A 21,207-nucleotide genomic window follows, 5' to 3' on the forward strand; every position below is an offset into this window, starting at 1 on the left:
ATAAGCATGGAAGCTCTGCCATGGCCTCGGGGGCGCGGCGATCAAGCTTGAAGCGGCCGTCCCTCCCGCGGTGATTCCTGGCCGTTTACTCGTTCTGCTTGGAGACATCGATGAAGACGTACCGTTTCTGGCTTGTGTCCCTGCTGGCCGCGGCCAGTCCCCCTCTTCACGCCCAGACCGCCAACTGGCCGGACCATCCCATCAAGATCATCGTGCCCTTCGCGCCGGGAGCGTTCACCGACGCATCGGCCAGGCTGCTGGCGCGCGAGCTGACCGAGCAGTTGGGACAGCAGGTGCTGGTAGAGAACAAGACCGGCGCGGGTGGCGTCATCGGCACGGACGCCGTGGCGAAAGCGCGGCCCGACGGCTATACGCTGCTCGTTGCCGAAACCTCGTATGCCATTACGCCGGTCATCAAGTCCAAGCTGCCGTTCGATCCGCTCAAGAGCCTGCAACCGATCTCGCAGATCGCCGAGGCTACGGCGGTGCTGATGGCGCGCGGCGAGCTGCCGGCGCGTACGCTGGGTGACATGGTGGCGCTGGCCAGACAGAAGCCCAAGAGCCTGTCCTTCGGCAGCGCCGGCCTCGGCTCGTCTTCGCACCTGCCGATGGAGTTTTTCATGAGCATTGCCGATATCGACCTGCTTCACGTGCCGTACAAGGGCGCTTCGCAATCCATCCAGGAACTGGTGGGCGGGCAGATCGACCTGGTGTTCAGCAGCGTGGCCACGGGCGCGCCGCACATCGCGACCGGCAGGGTCCGGGGCCTGGCCGTTACGGGTACCGAGCGCAGTCCCGTGTTGCCCGACGTGCCGACTTTCGCCGAGGCCGGCTATCCCAACTACAAGATGACATACTGGTTCGGCGTGTTCGCCCCGGGAGAAACACCGCGTCCCATCGTCGATCGATTGAACCGCGCGATCCGCGAGGCCCTGGCGAAGCAGCGTCTGCACGATGCCTTTGTCCAGCAGGGCGCGAAGCCGGTCGGCAGCTCGCCCGAGGAGTTCTCGGGTTTCGTTGCCGGACAGGTCCAACTCTGGCGGGACGTTGCCGTGCGCGCCAAGGTGCCGGTGGAATAGATGGGCGGCGATGCGACGATCGGCTGCGATGTCCTGGTCATCGGATCGGGCGCGGGCGGCATGACTGCCGCGTTGACGGCACGGCTGCTGGGCCTGGACGTGGTGATCGCCGAGAAAGATCGATGGTTCGGCGGCACCACGGCGCTGTCCGGGGGGTGGCTCTGGGTGCCGTGCAGTCCGCAAGCGCGCCGCGCCGGCATCGGGGACAGCATCGACGACGCTCGCCTCTATCTTCAGCATGAACTCGGACCGCGCTTCGACGCCCGTCTCGTGGACGCCTTTCTCGAGGCCGGGCCGCGAATGGTCGAATTCCTGGAGGAGCGGACGGCCCTGCGTTTCTTCCTGGGGACGACCTATCCCGACTATCACCCCGCCCAGCCCGGTGGTTTGCCGGCTGGCCGCTCGATCTGCGCGGAGCCCTTCGATGCGCGCGCGCTGGGAGATTGGATGCGGGTGCTGCGCCCACCGGTATCCGAACTGACGCTTTTCGGCTTGAAGGTCGGCTCCGGGCCCGATTTCCATCATTTCTTCAACGCGCGCCGTTCGCTGCGCTCCGCGCTCTACGTGCTGCGCCGTATCGCGCGTCACGGCCGGGACGTGTTGCTGCACGGGCGCGACCTGCTGCTGATGAGCGGCAATGCCCTGGCCGGGCGGTTGGGCTCGTCGGTGCGCGGACTCGGCATCCCCCTGCTGCTGGAGTCGCCCGCGCTCGAACTGATCGTGGAGGGCGGCCGCGTATGCGGCGCGTGGATCGAACGCGAGGGCCGCCGGGTCCGCGTGGACGCGCGCCGCGGCGTCGTCTGCGCGGCCGGCGGGTTTTCGTGGGACATGCCGAGACGGCACGCGCTCTATCCGCACCACCCCGAAGGTGCCACGCATCTATCGTTGGTCACGCGAGGCAACACCGGCGACGGGCTGCGCATGGCGCAGCAGGCCGGCGCGGCGCTTCGGCATGCGAGTAGTCCCGGATCGTGGATGCCGATGTCGCGCGTGCCCAGGCGCGACGGTTCGTTCGCCACCTATCCGCATAGCTACGAGCGCGGCAAGCCTGGCGTGATCGCGGTGAATCGCGAGGCTCGGCGCTTCGCCAACGAAAGCAACTCGTACCACGATTTCGTCGAGGCACTGCTCGCCGCCCGCGCGCGGGGGGACGAGCGTCCTCCCGTGGCCTACTTCATCTGCGATTCGGCTTTCGTGCGCCGCTATGGCCTGGGTATCGCCAAGCCGTTTCCACTGCCGCGTTCGCATTACTTGCGCTCGGGCTATCTGCGGCGGGCCGATTCCCTCCCGGGGCTCGCGCGCCTGCTGGCGCTGGACGAGGAGAGGCTGGCGCACACCGTGCGGGAATTCAATGAGGGCGCGCGCCGAGGCGTGGATCCGCTTTTCGGCCGTGGCGACAATGTCTACAACCGCTACCACGGCGATGCCGCGCTGGGCCTGCCCAATCCTTGCCTCGCGCCCATCGAGCAGGCCCCTTTCTACGCGGTGGAGGTGCTGCCCGGCGATCTGGGCACGTTCACCGGCCTGGCGACCGACGAGCACGCGCGGGTGCTGCGCGAGGATGGCCAGCCGATCGCGGGCCTGTACGCGGCAGGCTGCGACATGGCCAGCCTGTTCGGAGGCGTCTACCCAGGCGCCGGAACCAATCTCGGGCCGGCCATGACCTTCGGCTATCTGTGTGCCCGGCACCTTGCGGGCCAGGTGGCGGAGGGCTGAACCTGGGTTCGGTCGGCAGCGTCCGTGGCGCTTCCAGGTCGGCCGCGCACCGTACCTTGGGGAGCGGGATGTCTATCGTGGATGCCATGGGGGGGACTCCCGTGTTCGAATCCCGGCATCTTCGTGACGAAGGCCGCCAAGATGCGTCGATTTTAAGGGTTAACCCTCAATCAATCTGATTGAAACGAGTAGAATAGGCGGCCATTCCGATAGGTCTCCCATGCCCAGACATACCCTGACCATCGTGCTGGCGCTGCTGACCATGGTCGGACCGCTGGGCATCGATGCCTACCTGCCGTCGTTCCACGCGATCGGCGCCGCCTTCGATGCTACGCCGCTGGCGGTGCAGCAGACGTTGAGCCTGTACATCGCGGGCATGAGTGTCATGACGCTGTTCTACGGCACCTTGTCGGATTCGTTCGGCCGGCGGCCGGTGATGCTGGTGTCGCTGGTGCTGTTCACGCTGACCTCGGTCCTGGCCGCGTTGTCCACCAGCATCGGCATGCTGGTGGCGGTGCGGGTGCTGCAGGGTTTGTGCGCCGGTGCCGGCATGGTCATCGCGCGCGCCATGGTGCAGGACAAGTTCCAGGGCGGCGAGGCGCAGCGGATGATGGCCATGATCACCATGGTGTTCGGCCTGGCGCCGGCGCTGGCGCCGGTCCTGGGCGGCTGGTTGCAGGCCACGCTCGGATGGCGGTCGGTGTTCTGGGCGCTGGCCCTGTTCGGCGCGGGCCTGTGGACGGTCAGCCGTCAGGTCCTGCGCGAAACGCTGCCGCCGGCCGCCCGCACGCCGTTCGACCTGCGCAGCATCGCCGCCAACTATCGGCGCTCAGTGGCCAGTCCCCGTTTCATGATGATGTCCGCCGGGATCGGGCTGGCATTCTGCGGACTGCCCTTGTACGTGGGGTCGGCCGCGGCCTACATCATGGATATCCTGCACCTGCCCGAGACCGCGTTCGCGTGGTTGTTCGTGCCCATGGTCGGCGGGCTGATGCTGGGCTCGGCCGCGGCGAGCCGCTATGCGCACCGTGTCCCGGCCGAGCGCATGGTCCGGCTGGGGTTCCTGGTCATGGGGTTCGGCGTGCTGCTTTCCGTGCTCTATACGAGCCTGTTCACGGCGGCCGTGCCTTATGCGGTATTGCCCTTCGTGTTCTATACCTTCGGCCTGTCGCTGGCCTCGCCCAGCATGACCGTGATCGCGCTCAGCATCTTCCCCGCGATGCGGGGCCTCGCGGCCTCGATGCAGGGCTTCATCCAGATGGCGCTGTTCGCGCTGGTCTCGGGCCTGGTTGCGCCACTGGTGTTCGGCAGCGCGGCGGGCCTGGCCTGGACCCATGCCTTGCTGCTGGCGGCGGGCCTGGGTTTCTGGGAGGCGGGCAGCCGGGCGCGGGCGGCGCCGGCCGCCGGACCACGGGCCTGACGCGGCTTCAGACCTGGCGGCGCAACACATCCAGAAAGCTGCCCGCGGCCGCCGGCAGCGACCGGCCGCTGCGGGTCAGGATACCCATCTCGCGCGAGACGCCGGGGCTGGCCAGCGGAATGGCGGCCAGCGCGGACATGTCGATCAGCCGGAGCGCCAGCCGGGGGATGGCGGCGATGCCCAGGCCCGCCGCCACCATGGCGCCCACGACCGAGATGTTGGCGCATTCGTAGCGTGCCTGGATGGCCAGGCCGCACTGCGTCATGACCCGGTCCGCGATCTGGCGGATGCTGCTGGCGGGCCCGCTGGCGACCAGCGGCCTGTCGGCCAGCACTGACCAGGACACCCGCCGGCGCGAAGCCAGGGGATCGTCGCGGCTGCACACACAGACGAATTCGTCGCTGATCAGGGGCTCGAACGCCAGTCCGTCCTGGCGCGGCGGCGCCACCGAGATGGCGAAATCCGCGCTGCCATCCAGGACCCGCGTCCGCACGAATTCCGCCGATACCGGTTCGAGCGCGATCGTGACGCGCGGATGGGTGGCCTGGAACACCGACATGGCCCGGGGCAGCAGCGCCGCGGCGGCGGACGGCAGGCAGGCGATGGCGATGCGGCCGCGGCGGCCGGCCACGAATTCGGACAGGTCGCTGAGCGAGTCGTGGAACTCAGCCACGATGCGGCGGGCGATGGGCAGGAGTTCCTCGCCCTCGCGAGTCAGTTCCACGCGCCGTGTGTTGCGATCGAACAGCCGGGCGTCGAGCTTGTGTTCGGCGGACTGGACGGACCGGCTCAGCGCCGGCTGCGAAACGTGGACGCGTTCGGCGGCCAGCCGGAAGTTGCGCAGCTCGGCCACGGCCAGGAAGGCTTCCAGTTCATGTACGGTCAGGGTCGATCGCATGGCGCGCAATTGATAATGAAAATGCATTAAATCAATATGATAAATGCACTTCTCATATTACAAGTGGCTCCCTACACTGCTCCGTAAAACCCCAGGAGACGCCATGACATTCCGTCTGATTCCGCTTGCCGTGCTCGCTTGCGCGCTGGCCAGCCCCGCCTCGGCCCAGCCCTATCCCTCGCAACCGATACGCATGGTGGTGCCGTTCGCGGCCGGCAGCGGCACCGACCAGGTGGCCCGGGTGCTGGGCCAGGCCATGACGGCGGCGGCCAATGTCACGGTGGTGGTCGAGAACAAGCCCGGCGCCAATGGCTTCATCGCGGCGCAGGCGGTCGCCTCGGCGCCGCCCGACGGCTACGCGATGCTGCTGACGACCAACACCACGCATGCGGCCAACCAGCATCTGTTCAAGCATCTGCCCTACGACCCGGTCAAGGACTACACGCCGGTCGCGCTGCTGCGCAAGGGCTACCAGATCATGGTGGTGCGCGCCGACTTCCCGGCGCGCAATGTGGCCGATTTCGTCGCCCTCGCGCGCAAGCAGCCGGGCAAGCTCAACTTCGGCAGCGGCAGTTCCTCCAGCCAGGTGGCGGGCGAACTGTTCAAGCAACTGGCGAACGTCGAACTGACCCACGTGCCCTACAAGAGCAATCCGCAGGCGCTGAACGACCTCATGGGCGGCCAGATCGACGTCGTGTTCGTCGACACGACGTCGGCGATCACGCTGGTCCAGGGCGGCAAGCTGCGCGCGCTGGCCGCGACCAGCCCGCGCCGCCTGTCCATGCTGCCCGAGGTGCCGACGCTGGACGAGGCCGGGCTCAAGGGCTATGAGATGTCGTACTGGACCGCCGCCTATCTGCCGCGCGGCGCCTCCAAGGAGGTCACGGCCACGCTCAACAAGCTGTTGATCGACGCCGTGCGTTCGCCCGAGATGGCGCAGTTGATGGCCAAGACGGGCACCGAGGTATCCACCAGTTCGCCGGCCGAACTGGCCGCCTTCCAGGCGGCGGAGTCGGAAAAATGGGCCCGCATCATCCGCGCGGCCAATATTCAGCCGGAGTGAATCCATGACCAAGACGCGCGTGCGCATCGGCGCCGGTGCGGGATTTTCCGACGACCGGTTCGAACCGGCGCTGGAGCTGGCCGAACGTGGCGAGCTGGACTACCTGGTCTTCGAATGCCTGGCCGAGCGGACCATCGCGCGCGAGACGCTGTCCCGGCTCAAGGATCCCGAGACGGGCTACACGCCCTACATGCGGGACCGCCTGCGCATGGTGCTGCCCGCGTGCATGCAGGCGGGCATACGCATCGTCACCAACATGGGGGCGGCCAATCCGCTGGGCGCGGCGCGCGTCATCCGGCGCGACGCGCTGTCGCTGGGGTTGCCGCCGCCGGTGGTGGCGGCGGTGGTGGGCGATGACGTGACCGAGATCGTGCGCGCGCATCCCGAGCTTCGGCTGCTGGACACCGGCGAACCCGTGGAGTCTCTGCTGCCGCGCATGGCAGCCGCCAACGCCTACCTGGGCGCGGACATCGTGCGGGAGGCGCTGGCCCGCGATGCCCAGATCGTGGTGACCGGACGCGTGGCCGATCCGTCGATGTTCGTGGGCTGCATGCTGCACGGGCTGGGCTGGTCCTATGACGATTATCCCCGCCTGGCCGCCGGCACCTTCACCGGCCACCTGCTGGAGTGTGCCGCGCAACTGACCGGGGGCTGCTTCGCCGATCCCGGCAAGAAGGACGTGCCGGACATGGCCCGCATCGGTTTTCCCTACGCCGACGTCGATGCCGATGGCTCGGTCCGGCTCGGCAAGGTCGCGGGCTCGGGCGGCCGCCTGGACGTGGCGACCTGCACCGAGCAGGCACTGTACGAGATCCACGACCCGGCACGCTACATCACGCCCGACTGCGTGCTGGACATCACCGAGGCCGAGTTCGAGCAACTGGGGCCCGACCGGGTCGGCTTCCGGGGCACGCGCGCGGCGCCGCGCACCGATACCTACAAGGTCGTGGTGGGTTATCACGACGGCTGGATCGGCGAAGGCGAGGTCGGCTATGCCGGTCCCAACGCCGTGGCCCGGGCGCGCCTGTCCGAGCAGATCGTGCGCGAGCGGCTCAAGCTGCGCGGATTCTCGTATCCGGAGATACGGGTGGACTACATCGGCATGAGCAGCCTGCACGGCATGGGCGCGGGCCGCCCGGAGCCCTACGAGGTGCGGCTGCGCGTGGCGGCCCGCAGTCCGGACAAGAAGGCCGCGCAGGCGGTGGGATTCGAGATGCGCACGCTCAACGTCAACGGTCCGGCGGGGGGCGGCGGCACGCTGGAGTCGCTGCGCGAGGTGATCGGCGTGCGTTCGCTGCTGCTGCCGCGCCACCTGGTCCATCCCGAGGTCGTCATCGAGGAGCGACCGTGAACGAACAGAAACGGAGGAGCGTCCCGTGAGCACCAAGGTCCATGAATTGGCCCACTCGCGCGCCGGCGACAAGGGCAACACTTCGAACGTCTCGGTCATCGCCTACGACCCGGCGGCCTGGGACATCCTGCGCCGCGAACTGACCGAGGAGCGCGTCATGAGCGCCTACGCGCACCTGGCCAGCGGGCCGGTGACGCGTTACGAGCTGCCGCGCCTGCGCGCGCTGAACTTCGTCATCGAAGGGGCGCTGGGCGGCGGCGTGACGATCTCGCTGGCGCGCGACGCGCACGGCAAGACGCTGTCCTACCTGATGCTGGACATCGACCTGCCCGTTTGAGGGAGAATGCGGCCGTCAGTGGTTGATGGCCGTGATCTTCACGTCGTTGCGCTTGCCCACGCCGCCGAACCAGATCTCGCCCGATCCGATCGAGATGCCTTGCCAGTTGGCGAAGAGCTCGGGATAGGCCTGGCGGGACACGGCTGCCCTGACCTTGGGCGTGATGAGCTGGTCGTAGTCCGCGATGAAGTGCCCGGCATCGCGTATCGTCACGGCCTTGCCGTCGATCCGGGTCCGGAACGGGTAGTCGACCATCGCGGCCACCGCGGGCTTGTCCGCGGCGGCGACGGCCTGTTTCAGGTGGTCGAAGAAGCCGCGATATGACGTGTGTTCTCCGAACAGGGTGTCGAGCCGCGTGTCCATGTCGGCCGCGGACTGCGCCTGCGCCGCACCCGCGCCGCCGAAGGCGAGGCAGGCCGCCAGGCATGCGCCCAGTCGCCGCAGCGTTGCTGTCTTCGTTGTTCTGTCTTGCATGGCGGCGTCCGTTCAGGGGAGTGGGGGATCAGGCCGGGAGGGCCGGGGGCGGGGCCAGGGCCCGGTGTACGCGGGCCAGGACTTCGGGATCGTCCAGCAGCCGCATGCGTGTGGGATCCGGCAGGCGCTCGGGGCCCTTTTCCAGTACCTCGTCGACCAGTTGCGTGCGCGCCGCCTCGATCAGCGGATGGCCGGGGAGGTGCCGGCCGGTGGAGAAGGCCCGGGCCAGCGCGTTGGCGGCGGGATCCATCAGCGCGTCCATGAAGCCGGGGGCGGGGCGGGCCTGGTTCTGCTCGTTGTAGCGCGCGGTGTCGTGCAGTTCGGGAGGGGGGGACGTTTCCTCGGGAATGCAGAACAGTCCGTCCTCGAAGGCGCCCCGTCCCAGGCTGACCCGGCTGGACATCACCGACAGCGGAATCGCCAGCAGCAGCGAAGCCAGGATCGGGATCATCCACCACAGGAAGTTCGGATTCAGCCAGGCCACCAGCAGGCCCCAGCACACGCCCAGCAGCGTCTGCAGTCCGTGGCGCCGGAAGGCTTCGCGCCAGGGGGTTTCGTTGTTGGCGCGGGCCGGCGACTTCCACTGCACTTTCCAGCCAAGGAACGCCGCCACGACGAAGCGGGTGTGGAACAGCATGCGAATCGGCGCCAGCAGCATGGAGAACAGTACTTCCAGCAGCATGGACCAAAGCAGCCTGCCCGACCCGGCATAGCCGCGCGCGCCTTTCACCCACACGAGCAGCACGCTCAGTATCTTGGGCAGGAACAGCAGCACCGCCGTGGTCGAGAACAGCGCGATGGCCTCTTCGGGATGCCATTGGGGCCAGATCGGGAAGAGCTGGTGCGGCGTCACGAAATACTGCGGCTCGGTCAGCGTGTGGACCGCCAGCAGCGCGGTGGACAGCGCCAGGAACAGGAACCACAGCGGCGCCGACAGATAGGACATGACGCCGGTCAGGAACACCGCGCGGTGCACTGGGTGCAGGCCCTTGATCAGGAACAGCCGGAAGTTCATCAGGTTGCCCTGGCACCAGCGTTGGTCGCGCTGCAATTCGTCCAGCAGATTGGGCGGCAGTTCCTCGTAGCTGCCCGGCAGGTCGTAGGCGATCCAGACGCCCCAGCCGGCGCGCCGCATCAACGCCGCCTCGACGAAGTCGTGCGACAGGATGGCACCGGCGAAACTGCCCTTGCCGGGCAGGGGGGCCAGCGCGCAATGCTGGATGAAGGGCTCCAGGCGGATGATGGCGTTGTGGCCCCAGTAGTGGGATTCGCCCAATTGCCAGAAGTGCAGGCCGGCCGTGAAGAGCGGTCCGTAGACGCGCGTGGCGAACTGCTGCACGCGCGCGTACAGGCTGTCCATGCCGGAGGCGCGCGGCGCGCTCTGGATGATGCCGGCCTCGGGGTTGGCGTCCATCAGCACCACCAGGCGCTTGAGGCATTCGCCGCTCATCACGCTGTCGGCATCCAGCACGACCATGTAGTCGTACTCGCCGCCCCAGCGCCGGCAGAAGTCGTCGATGTTGCCGCTCTTGCGCTTGACGCGCCGCCGGCGCCGCCGGTAGTGGATGCGGCCGAAGCCTTCCACCGTCTTGCACAGCTCGATCCAGGCGCGCTGTTCCTGCACGCAGTTGTCCGGCTTGTAGCTGTCGCTCAGGATGAAGAAGTCGAACTTGTCGAGGACGCCGGCCCGCGCGACCGACTCGTAGGTCGCGCGCAGTCCTGCGAACACCCGGCCGACGTCCTCGTTGCAGATGGGCATGACGAGGGCGGTGCGGGTGCCGGCCGAGATCGGCACGCCTTCGGCCACGGAGGCCGAGATGCTGTAGCGGTCGCGTCCCATCAGCAATTGCAGGAAACCCATCAGCGCGGTCCAGAAACCGGCCGAGACCCAGCAGAACAGCAGCGCGAACAGCAGCAGGATCGCGACTTCCAGGATCTGCCCGCCCTGGTAGGGCAGCACGGCCTTCATGTACCAGGTGGCGACGGCGGTCTGCGCCAGCACGGCCACCAGCAGCGTCAGCCGGCGCAGCCGGCCGGCGATCTTCCAGCGTGGTTCGGGCGGCCGCGCGAGCCGCTCGGCGCGCGTCTTGTGCATCTGTCCCTGCACGCGGCGCCAGCCGCGCACGAAGGGGTTGGTGACCCAGGGCTCGGGAACCATGGAGGAGCGCCTGATGGCCGGCGCGGTCTGGATGCACAGGCGCCCGGCTTCGTCGCGGTGGATGACGCCGTATTCGTCCAGCTCGGGGCCGTAGGCCTCGAGCAGGGTCTGTTCCTGGTTGTCGGCCTCGCTTGCGCGAGGGGCATCGTTCTCGATCGCCGCGGACATGGGATCACTCGCCCGTTTCATAGCCTGGCAACTGATAGCTCCAGGTCTCGGAGACAGCGTTCTGCCCGTTGACCAGGCCCGCCCGCATCTCGACCGGCTTGGCCGGGTCCTTGACCTTGATGCGCAGCGTGACGCGCCAGCCGCCTGTGACCGGATTGCGGCGCAGGCTGTTCTCCAGCACGTCGGCGTTGCCGCCGGTGGAGAAGTTCAGCGAGACGGGCAGCGGCGGGTCCTTGGACTTGGCGGGGGCCGGGGCGGAGAAATCGATCAGGAACGCGGTGCTGCCGTCGGGGCGGCGGATCAGGTCGGTGCCGCGCGTCTCGCCCACCGAGCGCCGTGTCTGCAGCACGCGGGCCAGCTTGGGATCCTGCAGCCCGGCCTCGTTGCGTGTCCAGCGCAGCGTGTAGTTCATTTCGAGCGTCGCGCCAGGCTTGGGCTGGTGTTCGGGTACCCAGAACGCGACGATGTTGTCGTTGGTTTCGTCCGCGGTCGGGATCTCGACCAGTTCCACCCGGCCCTTGCCCCAGTTGCCGGTGGGTTCGACCCAGAGTGTGGGACGCAGGTCGTAGCGGTCGTCCAGGTCTTCGTACTGGCGGAAATCCCGGGCCCGCTGCTGCAGGCCGAAGCCGCGCGGATTCTCGACCATGAATGAGCTGTTGGCCAGGCGGCGCGGGTTGTTCAGCGGCCGCCAGAGCCACTCGCCATTGCCGGCGTGGAAAGACAGGCCGTCGGAATCGTGCAGCTCGGGCCGGTAGTTGGCGGTGCCGGAGGGTTGGGTCGAGCCGTAGAGATACATGCTGGCCATGCCGGCGATGCCGAGCTTGGCGACGGGCGCGCGCAGGTAGACGCGCGACCGGACCTCGACCAGGGAGTCCTCCCCCGGCGTGATGGTGAACCGGTAGGCGCCGGTGGCGCGGGGCGAATCCAGCAGGGCATAGATCACGACGTGCTTGTCGTTGTTGGCGGGGCGGGCGATCCAGAACTCGCGGAAGCGGGGGAACTCCTCGCCCGAGGGTACCGCGGTGTCGATGGCCAGCCCGCGGGCCGACACGCCGTAGACCTGGCCCTTGCCGACCACGCGGAAGTAGCTCGCGCCCAGGAACGACGCGAGCTCGTCGTCGCGCTTGGCCGGGTCGTTCAGCGGGTACAGGATGCGGAAGCCGGCGAAGCCCAGGCCGCGCAGCAGCTTGGCATCGACCTGGCGGGGGCCGAAGTCGAAATCGGCGGGGTCGTATTTGATCTCGCGGACGCCTTCGGCATCGATCTCGTTGATCTTGACCGGCAGGTCGAAGGCCATGCCCTGGTGATGGAAGGCGATCTGGAACGCGGTGCGGCCGTCGGCCCACAGATATTTGTCGCGCTTGGGCTGGATCTGCTGGTATTCGGCGTATTTCAGGTCGCGCAGTTCCTTGGGCAGATGGCTGGTGGGCGCCTTGTATTTTTCGCCCGCGAGCTCCTTGGCCCGGCGGGAGACATCGAAGAAATCGAAGGCACCGGCGGGGGCGGCGGCGAGAAGGCCTGCCGACAATGCCAGGGCCGAGAGGAGCATGCGGGCGGCAAACGAGCGCACCCTTGCGGAAGAAAGGGAGGTGTCAGTCACGGATCTTGGATGTCCGGCGTGGCCTGGAAGGCTGAAACGGAGATTTTAGAGGGTATGGGCGGCCCCGGGGGGCTCCGGGCGCACGCATGTACTACTGGATGTAGCCACGCTGCGTCAGCCGGACCAGGGTTGACGCCATTTTCACCGAATTGGTTCCCCGGGGCCCGGGTTTGGGGCACATGTTCAGCGCCCCGCCGCGGTGCCTTCGCGCCGCGGATCCGCGCCGGCCCGCAGCAGCCCGTTGCTCAGGACCTCGATGCCGTGCAGTCCGCTGGGCATGGACGAGACCGTGACGGGATGCCCCATGGCGCGCAGGGCGGGGATCAGGCTTTCCAGCCGGGGGTCGCTTTCCAGTTCGGTGGCGCGATTGCGGCTGCCGTAATGCGGCAGGTCAATGGCGGTCTGGATGTCGAGGTCCCAGGTCAGGTTGGCCAGCAGCACCTGCGCCACGTAGTTGGCGATGGCGCTGCCCCCCGGCGAGCCCGCCACCAGCCGCAGCCGCGGGGTTGCGCCGCCGGCGCGCAGCACGATGGTCGGCGCCATGGTGCTGCGGGGGCGCTTGCCCGGTTCGACCCGGTTGGCCACGGGCACGCCCTGGCCGTCGCGCGGCGACAGGGCGAAGTCCGTCAACTCATTGTTGAGCAGGAAGCCCGCCACGAGGATCTTGCTGCCGAAGGCCTGTTCGATCGTGGAGGTCATGGCCACGGCGTTGCCCTGGGCGTCGACGATGGACAGGTGGGTGGTCGAGGGCAGGGCGGGCGTGTCGTCGGCGCCATGGCGGGCCAGCGCGCCGCGCACGGGCTCTCCCGGTTCGGCCCGGCCCATGGAGCGGTCGGCCGCGATCAGCGCCGACCGCCGGGCCAGGTAGGCCGGATCGAGCAGGGCGGCCACCGGCACGTCGACGAAGTCGGGGTCGGCAACATAGCGGTCGCGGTCGGCATAGGCCAGCCGTCCTGCTTCGGAAAAGTAGTGCACCGCGGCGAGCGAAACGGGACGGGCCTGCGCGATGGGCGTGGCGTCCAGCAGCGCCAGCATCTGCAGCACGGCCAGTCCCCCCGAGCCGGGCGGCGGCGCGCCGCATACGACATAGGCCTGGTAGGGGCCGCACAGCGCCGCGCGTTCGCGCGCCTCGTAGCGCGCCAGGTCCCCGGTCGACAGGTCGCCGGGCCGCGCATGCGCGCGCACCGCCTCGACCATGGCGCGGGCCAGCGGCCCGCGGTAGAAGGCGTCGGCGCCCTCGCGGGCGATACGCGTCATCGTGCGGGCGAGTTCGGGATTGCGCAGCTGTTCGCCTTCGCGCACGGCCGACCCGTCGGTGTGGAAAAAGTAGGCGCGGGCGGCGGGCTGGGCGGCCAGCCGGCCGTTGTCGCGCAGTAGGGCCGCCAGCCGCTGGGAGACCGGAAAGCCTTGGCGAGCGCGGTCGATCGCGTCGTCGAACAGCGATCGCCAGGGCAGCCTGCCATGCCGGCGGTGCGCCAGTTCCAGGGCCCGGAGCAGGCCCGGGGTGCCGACCGATTTGCCGCTGTCGACCGCATCGTCGAAGCGCATGGGCCGGGTTCCCTGCATGAAGCGGCTGGCGTCCGCCGCGGCCGGCGCCGTCTCGCGGCCGTCGAAGACCGTGACCCGGTCCTGGCGGGCATCGTAGTGGACCAGGAACGCGCCGCCCCCGAGTCCCGAGGACTGCGGCTCGACCAGGCCCAGCATCATCTGCGCGGCGATGGCCGCGTCGACCGCGCTGCCGCCCCGCTCGAGCACGCGGTAGGCGGCCTGGGTGGCGAGCGGGTGGGCGGTGGCCGCCATGAACTGGCGGCCCATGACGGCCTGCTTGGGCAGGTAGGCGGTCTGCGCCTCGGGATTGGGGTCGATGCCCGGGTCGGGGGCGGCGGCCCGGACCGCCGTGGCGAGCGCGGCACAGGCCAGCCAGAGCAGGCGCGAGGCGCGAACGAGCGAGGTCATGGATGAAGCTTCCTTGCGATGGCTTTGGGCCAGCCAGACCGCGACCTTACCATTGACCGCGGCAAAGCGGCTTACACTTGGAAACCCGTCCTTACTCCGGTTCCATGACGACGCCCCATCCCCGTGTGCTCATCGTCGAAGACGATATGACGATCTCGGCCAACCTGTGCGCCTATTTCGAGGCCAAGGGCTATGTCGTCGACGTCGCCTACGACGGCCCGTCCGCGCTGTACCGGCTCGGCGCCGGCTGTTTCGATGCCGTCCTGCTCGACATCGGCCTGCCCGGGATCGATGGCGTGACGGTGCTGCATCGCCTGCGCGCGGAGCTGCACCAGGCGACGCCGGTGCTGCTGCTGACGGCGCGCGACGAGCTGCAGCAGAAACTCGATGCCTTCGGCCATGGCGCCGATGATTACGTGACCAAGCCGTACGCGCTGGCCGAGGTCGAGGCCCGCGTGCGGGCGCTGCTCAATCGCGCCTCGGGGCAGGTCGCCAATCCGGTGCGCCGTTTCGGCGAGCTGTCCTACGACGCCCGTACCCGCGAGGTGCGCGTGATGGAGCGGCCGGTGCGGCTGACGCCCAAGGCCAGCCGCATCGTCGAGGTGCTGATCCGCGATCCGGGCCGGGTGGTGTCGCGCGCCGACCTGGAAAGCGCCCTGTGGGGCAGCGACGTGCCGGAAAAGGATGCCTTGCGCAGCCAGATCCATCTGCTGCGCAAGGCCTTGTCCGAAGCGGGCTTCGACGGATTGGAAACGGTGCACGGCGTGGGGTATCGCTTGTCCGGCGGCCCGGGGCGTGATTGATGGCTGGTCCCGCCACGCTCAAGCAGCGGGTCATCTGGGCGCTGACGCTCGCCATTTCCCTGTTCGTGGCGGCGCAGGCCGTCGTCGCCTATCTGGTGCTGGACCAGCAGGAAGACCGCATCGTCGACCAGATCGTGCTGACCGAGGCCGAACGGCTCGTGCATCGCCTCGAGGCGGGCGAAACGGTGTGGACCGGGGGCGACATCCTGCTCGGTCCCGGCCTGCACGCCTGGGTAGGGGCGAACGGGGACGTACCACGCGTGCTGGCCAGGCTGGGCCCGGGGCAGTACCAGCTCAACACCGAGGGCGAGGTCTGGCACGTGGCGGTGGCCGACTCGACGAAAGGGCGGGTGTACCTGCGGTACGACGCGACCGACAACGAGCACCGGGTCTACGAGTTCGGCGCCATCCTGCTGGGGCTCTGGCTGGCCTGCACGCTGCTGGGATACTGGACCGCCCGCGCGTTGGCCGGCCGTGTCGTCGGCTCGATGGTGGAAGTGACCGACCGGATCGAATCGTGGGCGCCCGGCAACCCCGGCATGAAGGTCGTGCGCAGCGACGAGGCGGGCCGCTTGCTCGAGGCGTTCAATCGCATGCAGGACAAGGTGGACCAGTCCATTGCCCAGGAGCGCGAATTCTCGGCCAACCTCAGCCATGAGATCCGCACGCCGCTGACCAGCATCCGGACCGATGCGGAGTTGATCGCCCTGGAGTCCGAGCCGCCTCCGCAGGCGGGCCTGCGCCTGACGCGCATCGTGAACGCGGTGGACGAGATCGCCTCCACGCTCGAGACGGCGCGCGCCATCAGCAGCGCGCAGGCGGGGCCGCGCACCGAGGTCGCGCTGCGGGACTGCCTGGACGATGCCTGGAGCGGCCTGGCCGAGCGCGCGCACCGGGCGGGCCTGCTCCTGGTCAACGACATTCCCGAAATGGCCGTGGCCAGGCTCGATCGCTACGCCCTGCTGATCGTGCTGCGCAATCTCGTGCGCAATGCCATCGACCATGCCGCGCCCGCCACGCTGACCGCGAGCTGGGCCGGCGAATGCCTGGCCCTGGCGGACAACGGTCCTGGTATTGCTTCCGGCGACCAGCCGTTCGTCTTCGAGCGCTACTACAGCGGTCGGCTGCGCGACAGCCAGGTGCCGGTGGAAGGCGGCGCGGGTATCCAGCGCGGACTCGGGCTGGCGATCGCCAAGCGGGTGTGCGACATCCAGGGCTGGCGCCTGGCGGTCGTGTCCAGCACGGATGAACTGCAACGGGGTACCCGCTTCCTGCTGTGTTTCGGGGAGGGGGCTACCCTCGTGGTGTCCTGAAGAGCGGCACGGCCGTCCGCGCGGGACGGCCGCGGAGGCTCAGGCGCCCAGCGCCTTGGCATGGAAGGCCATGTGTTCTTCCATGAACGTCGAGATGAAGTAGTAGCCGTGGTCGTAGCCCGCATGGCGCCGCAGCTCCAGCGGCTGGCCGGCGTCGCGGCAGGCGGCCTCGAAGGCTTCCGGCCGCAGCTGCGACGCCAGGAACTGGTCGGCCAGGCCTTGATCGACCAGGATGCCGCCGGGGAAGGGCTGGCGTGAGGTCCGCATCAGTTCGGTGGCGTCGTAGCGTTTCCAGGCCTCGCGGTCCGGGCCGAGGTAATTGCCGAAGGCCTTGTGTCCCCACGGGCAGTCGACAGGATGGGCGATGGGCGCGAAGGCCGAGACCGAACGGAATTTGCCCGGGTTGCGCAGGGCCAGGACCAGGGCGCCGTGGCCGCCCATGGAATGGCCGAAGATGCCGGCGCGCGCCGGGTCGCCCGGCAGTTCGGAGGTGACCAGTCCGAACAGTTCGTCCACGATGTAGCTGTACATCCGGTAGTGGCGCTGCCAGGGCTCCTGGGTCGCGTCCAGGTAGAAACCGGCGCCCGCGCCGAAATCCCAGCTGTCGGTTTCGCCCGGCAGGCCCGCGCCGCGCGGGCTGGTGTCCGGTGCCACCAGCATGAGGCCGTGCTGCTGCGCGAAGCGCTGCGCGCCGGCCTTGATCATGAAGGTTTCCTCGGTGCAGGTCAGGCCGGCCAGGTAGAACAGCACCGGCACGGGCCCGGTTTCGGCGTGGGTGGGCAGGAAGACCGAGAAACGCATCGGCAGGCCGATGGTGGAGGAGTCGTGGCGGTAGAAGCGCTGCTGGCCACCGAAACACTGGTGCAGGCTGATCAGTTCGGGCATGTGGAGTCCTTGCGGCCGTCCGGCGCGACGGCCGGCGGCGGGGCGGTGAGTCTTTCGGGTACGCGCGAGGGCCTGGCTCGCGTCCCGGCACGCGAGGCTAACAGGAATCGCCGCCCATCGACAAGCCGGCCCGGGTGCCGGGCCCCGCCCGCCCAGGGCCGTCAGGCGCTCTCCCAGCCGTAGAGCCTCGCCGGCGTGGCGGCAAGAATCTGGTGCTGCAGCAAGGCGTCGGGCACCCAGGACGTGAACAGCTTGAACAGGTCGGCCGAGCTGTTTTCCTGGAACGACAGATGGGGGTAGTCGCTGCCCCAGATCAGATGGTCCGGCGCCGCCTCCAGCAGGGCATGGACCATGGGGGCGATGTCGCCGAAGCCCGGGGCCTTCGAGATGCGGTAGCTGCCGGTCAATTTGACGAAGCAAAGGCCGTCGCCGTGGCGAAGCAGGTCCAGGAGCGCCTGGAATCCCGGTGCCCGGGCACCATCGGCCGCCAGGTTCATGCCCAGGTGCGCCACGGTGAAGGGTAGCCTGAGCGAGGCCATGGTGGGCAGCAGCTCGCGCGTCAGCCATCCCGGGCCAAGGAAGTCGAGCTGCCAGCCGGTGGCCGCGCAGCGGGTCTCCCAGCGCCTGATGCGCGGGATGAGCGCATCGGCCAGGCCGGAGGCCGGCTGTGCGATGGGGTTCACGTTGATCCGCACGCCTCGCACGCCCAACTGATGAAGGTCGGCCAGTTGTTCGTCGGGGGCGTCGTCGGGCAGGTCCACGATGCCGCGGCAGGCCGGGCCCATGCGGCGCATGGCCTCGAGCATGCAGCGATTGTCCTGGCCGTAGGCGCTGGGCTGCACGAAGACGTAGCGGGAGAAACCCAGGGCGTTGGCCTCGCCCAGGTAGTCTTCCAGATCCGCCTGCGGCGGGTCGTAGCGCAATTGGCCCGCGTACGGATAGCGGTCCGCGGGGCCGAAGACATGGAAGTGGGTATCGCAGGCGTGAAGAATGGTCATGAGTCAGGAAAGGTCTGGAGAGGAAGGCTGATGCGCCAGGGCCTGGCGGATGTCCGCCGCGTCCTTGCGCGCGGCAGCCATGAGATAGGTCACGTCGCTGCCGGCGATCAGGAAGCGGGCGCCCAGCGCCACCAGCCGCTTCTGTAGCGCGATGTCGCCGCGGATGCCGCCTATGCCCAGGGTCTTGCCGTGCCGGTGGCATGCCGCGGCGACGGTCTCATACGCCTTGAACAGGTCGGGATGGTGCAGTTGGCCCGGAATGCCCATGGCGGTGCAGAGATCGTTGGAGCCGATCAGCAGCATGTCCACGCCGTCCACGGCGGCGATCTCGTCGGCCCGGGAAATCGCCCCGGGCGATTCCAGCATCATGATCATCAGCGTTTCGCCGTTGACCCTGGCGGCATCCTGCGGCCGGTAGAGCGTCCCGAGCGTGGGGCCCATGACCGAGCGGGTGCCGGCGGGGGGGTAGCGGCCCGCCACCGCGGCTGCCCGCGCCTGGTCTGCCGATTCGATGCCGGGCAGCAATACGCCGTGGGCGCCGCCGTCCAGCACGCGTTGCATGAGGTCCATGTCCAGGCCCGGCAGGCGGACCAGCGGCGCGATGCCGGTGGCCAGCGCGCCGGCGCACAGGGACGAGACGGCATCGAGTCCTATCGTGCTGTGCTGCATGTCGACGTAGACCGCGTCGAAGCCGCAGGCGGCCGCAATCATGGACATATCGGCCGTCCTGGCCTGCCGGAGCGCCATGCACAGCACGAGGTCCTGGCCACGCATCCTGTCCTTCAGCGGGGATGTCCGGGGGGGCGTCATTATTGGGCCTCGACGTGCGCGCGCGCGATGACATCCTTCCACGTGGCGATCTCGTCCGTCACGCGCTGCCGGAATACCGCGGCTGGCGCCACGACGGTCGTCACGCCGGCGGACGCGAAGGTCTTGGCTACCCTGTCGGTCTTGACCGCCTTGCCGACTTCCTGGTTCATGCGTTCGACGATGGCGGCCGGCACCGCGGCCGGCGCCATGACGCCGAACCAGTACATCATGCCGTACTCAGGAAAGCCGGCCTCGGCGAAGGTGGGGACGTCCGGCAGCATGGGGTTGCGCTGCGTGCCGCTGACAGCCAGGGCGAACAGGCGCTTGCCGTTGATGTGCTGGACCGTGGAGCCCACGCTGCCGATGCCGACGTCGATGCGGTCGGCGGCGATTTCCGTCATGGCCTCGGCGACTCCCTTGAAGGGCACGTGGACCATCTTCAGGCCATTCTGCAGGAGGAAGGCCTCCATCGCCAGATGGGCCGACGACCCCTGGCCGCCCGAGCCGAAGTTCAGGGTGCCCGGGTTCTTGCGGGCGAACTCGACCGTGTCCCGCAGCGTGCGCGTCTTCAAGCCGTTGCGCGCGGCCAGGACGGCGGGAGCGTCGGCGACCAGCGCCACCTGGGCAATGTCGGAAGCGGGGTGGTAGGGCAGTGCCTTGTACAGGGCCGCCGAGACCGCGAACGAGTTGTCGGTCAGCAAGAAGGTATAGCCGTCGGGCGCTGCTTTCGCGACCGCGTCGGTGCCGATGGTGCTGCCCGCGCCGCCGCGGTTTTCGATGACGAACGGTTGGCCCAACTGGTTGCCCAGTTCCACCGCGACAGCCCGGGCGGCCGTGTCGGTGAACGATCCTGGCGCGAAGGGAACGATGATCTTCACCGGCCTGCTGGGCCAGGGGGACTGGGCCCATGAAAGATTACCGAAATGTAGAATGAATAGAAAAATCGCGGCGGCCGCTTTGTTCATGGGCTGAGTCTCCGTGGGGCGTTCTAAGTGTTGTGCGATGCGCGCCGCGCCGGTTGGCAGGCCGGGGTGCGCGGCACGGAGGGGCGGCCGTGAAAAAAAGGGCGGCGCGTCGTATTCTCAGCCTGATTCTTGCATGGAACCGTTAATTTGTACATCAATATGAGAAACTTTCGTTTATTGGCGGACCAGCAGAGAATGGAGCGGTCATGAGCAGTCTGGACAAGATGCTGAGCTTGCTCGACGTGTTCACGCCCGCGGCGCCGGTGTGGACGACGGAGGACCTGATCCGGTATTCCGGCGCGCCGGCCTCGACCTGTTACCGGTATCTCAAGACGTTGCATTCGGGGGGCTTGCTGGCCAGGGTGGCCAACGGTTCCTATGTGCTGGGCCCGCGCATTCCCGAACTGGACCGGACCATGCGGTTGTGCGATCCGGTCTATATCGCCGGCTCGCCCGTGATCCAGCAACTGACCGAGGAGACGGGACACAGCTCCTTGCTGTGCATCCTGTTCAGCGAGTCCATCATGTGCGTGCAGCAGGCACTCGGCAAACATGCGCCGCCCGAGCTGTTCAGCCGGGGGCAGCGTCGCCCGCTGGTGGCGGGGGCGTCCGCGAAGATCATCCTGGCCTATCTGCCGCTGCATCAATTGCGGGTGATCTTCACCAAGCATCGCAAGAGCATCGCCGCGGTCGGCCTGGGCGCGGACTGGGAGCGCTTCAAGCAGGCGCTCAAGCAGATAAGGCAGGCGGAGTACGCGATGACCACGGGGGAGTACAACGCGGGCATCGTGTCCATCGCCGCGCCTTTGTTCAACGGCGCGGGCGATGTGCTGGGCAGCCTGGCGGTCGCCGCGTCGACGTCGCATGTGGACCCCGTCGCGTTCGGCGCCATCGCCGAGCGCGTGATCGAGGCCGGAAGGGAGGTGTCGAGGCGGATCGCCAGCGCGCCCAATATCGTCGCGCTGCCCGCCAGGGCCGTTGGATGACCCTGGGCCGTTCCTTGCGGGAGGCTCCTGGGCGGAATCGACATTCATGTTCTTTACCCGGTCTTGTCCGGGGCGCCGGGGCCGGGGGGCGGGCGGGGCGCAGCGGAGCCGGTCCCACTGCGCGGGACTTCCCGGTGGGGACAGGGTGGACGGGGCGGGCGCAGAACTCGGACCGGGGTAGCCCACTGGGCTACCCCGAAAGCCGTCCTCAAACAGCTGCGCCCTTG

The 21,207-nt window shown here is 68.5% G+C and carries 18 protein-coding genes; 9 read left to right on the plus strand and 9 right to left on the minus strand.

Features of this window, described 5'->3' with window-relative positions:
* Positions 1-110 precede the first annotated feature (110 nt).
* From AC1Q6E_RS27050 to AC1Q6E_RS27060, 3 genes are all read left to right on the plus strand, one after another.
* On the plus strand, positions 111-1,079 hold the full coding sequence (locus AC1Q6E_RS27050; RefSeq protein WP_152792459.1) for a Bug family tripartite tricarboxylate transporter substrate binding protein: 969 nt from the start codon (positions 111-113) through the stop codon (positions 1,077-1,079).
* Positions 1,080-2,795, plus strand: a complete 1,716-nt coding sequence (locus AC1Q6E_RS27055; RefSeq protein WP_492573894.1) for an FAD-dependent oxidoreductase — start codon at positions 1,080-1,082, stop codon at positions 2,793-2,795.
* A gap of 220 nt (positions 2,796-3,015) precedes the next feature.
* Positions 3,016-4,215 carry a multidrug effflux MFS transporter gene (locus tag AC1Q6E_RS27060; RefSeq protein ID WP_152792461.1) on the plus strand — a complete coding sequence of 400 codons (1,200 nt, stop codon included), beginning with the start codon at positions 3,016-3,018 and terminating at the stop codon, positions 4,213-4,215.
* Between the two features lie 7 nt (positions 4,216-4,222).
* Here the strand turns inward: AC1Q6E_RS27060 and AC1Q6E_RS27065 are convergent, their stop codons facing one another.
* Positions 4,223-5,113: a LysR family transcriptional regulator gene (locus AC1Q6E_RS27065; protein ID WP_152792462.1), complete on the minus strand. Its 891-nt coding sequence runs from the start codon at positions 5,111-5,113 to the stop codon at positions 4,223-4,225.
* Positions 5,114-5,216: 103 nt separating this feature from the next.
* On the opposite strand from AC1Q6E_RS27065, the gene AC1Q6E_RS27070 reads away from it, so the two are divergent.
* Genes AC1Q6E_RS27070 through AC1Q6E_RS27080 form a run of 3 tightly spaced genes read left to right on the plus strand, consistent with a single transcriptional unit; the run spans position 5,217 to position 7,864 of the window.
* A complete protein-coding gene (locus tag AC1Q6E_RS27070; RefSeq protein WP_152792463.1) occupies positions 5,217-6,176 on the plus strand; it encodes a Bug family tripartite tricarboxylate transporter substrate binding protein in 960 nt (319 codons plus the stop codon).
* 4 nt (positions 6,177-6,180) lie between these two features.
* Positions 6,181-7,527 (plus strand): acyclic terpene utilization AtuA family protein, encoded by a 1,347-nt coding sequence (locus tag AC1Q6E_RS27075; protein ID WP_152792464.1) that lies wholly within the window; start codon positions 6,181-6,183, stop codon positions 7,525-7,527.
* 25 nt (positions 7,528-7,552) lie between these two features.
* Positions 7,553-7,864 (plus strand): AtuA-related protein, encoded by a 312-nt coding sequence (locus AC1Q6E_RS27080; RefSeq protein ID WP_296560353.1) that lies wholly within the window; start codon positions 7,553-7,555, stop codon positions 7,862-7,864.
* A gap of 15 nt (positions 7,865-7,879) precedes the next feature.
* On the opposite strand, the gene AC1Q6E_RS27085 is transcribed toward AC1Q6E_RS27080, so the two are convergent.
* The 4 genes from AC1Q6E_RS27085 to ggt form a co-directional block, all read right to left on the minus strand.
* Positions 7,880-8,338, minus strand: coding sequence for a hypothetical protein (locus AC1Q6E_RS27085; protein WP_492573895.1), 459 nt, complete (start codon positions 8,336-8,338; stop codon positions 7,880-7,882).
* Between the two features lie 28 nt (positions 8,339-8,366).
* A complete protein-coding gene (mdoH, locus tag AC1Q6E_RS27090) occupies positions 8,367-10,664 on the minus strand; it encodes a glucans biosynthesis glucosyltransferase MdoH (protein ID WP_492573896.1) in 2,298 nt (765 codons plus the stop codon).
* A gap of 4 nt (positions 10,665-10,668) precedes the next feature.
* Entirely contained in the window at positions 10,669-12,264 is a 1,596-nt protein-coding gene (locus AC1Q6E_RS27095) for a glucan biosynthesis protein G (RefSeq protein WP_492573897.1), read from the minus strand.
* Between the two features lie 183 nt (positions 12,265-12,447).
* On the minus strand, positions 12,448-14,220 hold the full coding sequence (gene ggt / locus AC1Q6E_RS27100; RefSeq protein WP_492573898.1) for a gamma-glutamyltransferase: 1,773 nt from the start codon (positions 14,218-14,220) through the stop codon (positions 12,448-12,450).
* Between the two features lie 104 nt (positions 14,221-14,324).
* Here ggt and AC1Q6E_RS27105 point away from each other — a divergent pair, with 104 nt between their 5' ends.
* Positions 14,325-15,023 carry a response regulator transcription factor gene (locus AC1Q6E_RS27105; protein WP_152799747.1) on the plus strand — a complete coding sequence of 233 codons (699 nt, stop codon included), beginning with the start codon at positions 14,325-14,327 and terminating at the stop codon, positions 15,021-15,023.
* Complete coding sequence (locus tag AC1Q6E_RS27110) at positions 15,023-16,336, plus strand: sensor histidine kinase (RefSeq protein WP_296560345.1); 1,314 nt, start codon at positions 15,023-15,025, stop codon at positions 16,334-16,336. The genes AC1Q6E_RS27105 and AC1Q6E_RS27110 overlap by 1 nt, the downstream gene beginning before the upstream one ends.
* A 39-nt stretch (positions 16,337-16,375) precedes the next feature.
* Here the strand turns inward: AC1Q6E_RS27110 and fghA are convergent, their stop codons facing one another.
* From fghA to AC1Q6E_RS27130, 4 genes are all read right to left on the minus strand, one after another.
* Positions 16,376-17,221 carry an S-formylglutathione hydrolase gene (gene fghA / locus AC1Q6E_RS27115; RefSeq protein ID WP_492573899.1) on the minus strand — a complete coding sequence of 282 codons (846 nt, stop codon included), beginning with the start codon at positions 17,219-17,221 and terminating at the stop codon, positions 16,376-16,378.
* Positions 17,222-17,382: 161 nt separating this feature from the next.
* Positions 17,383-18,219: an amidohydrolase family protein gene (locus AC1Q6E_RS27120; protein WP_492573900.1), complete on the minus strand. Its 837-nt coding sequence runs from the start codon at positions 18,217-18,219 to the stop codon at positions 17,383-17,385.
* Between the two features lie 3 nt (positions 18,220-18,222).
* A complete protein-coding gene (locus AC1Q6E_RS27125) occupies positions 18,223-18,936 on the minus strand; it encodes an HpcH/HpaI aldolase family protein (RefSeq protein ID WP_492573901.1) in 714 nt (237 codons plus the stop codon).
* A 92-nt stretch (positions 18,937-19,028) separates the two neighbouring features.
* Positions 19,029-19,907 carry a tripartite tricarboxylate transporter substrate-binding protein gene (locus tag AC1Q6E_RS27130; RefSeq protein ID WP_296560340.1) on the minus strand — a complete coding sequence of 293 codons (879 nt, stop codon included), beginning with the start codon at positions 19,905-19,907 and terminating at the stop codon, positions 19,029-19,031.
* Between the two features lie 293 nt (positions 19,908-20,200).
* On the opposite strand from AC1Q6E_RS27130, the gene AC1Q6E_RS27135 reads away from it, so the two are divergent.
* A complete protein-coding gene (locus AC1Q6E_RS27135; protein ID WP_152799675.1) occupies positions 20,201-20,980 on the plus strand; it encodes an IclR family transcriptional regulator in 780 nt (259 codons plus the stop codon).
* Positions 20,981-21,207: the final 227 nt, after the last annotated feature.

This window comes from Pigmentiphaga sp. MLSB6-MA01, from assembly GCF_058793475.1.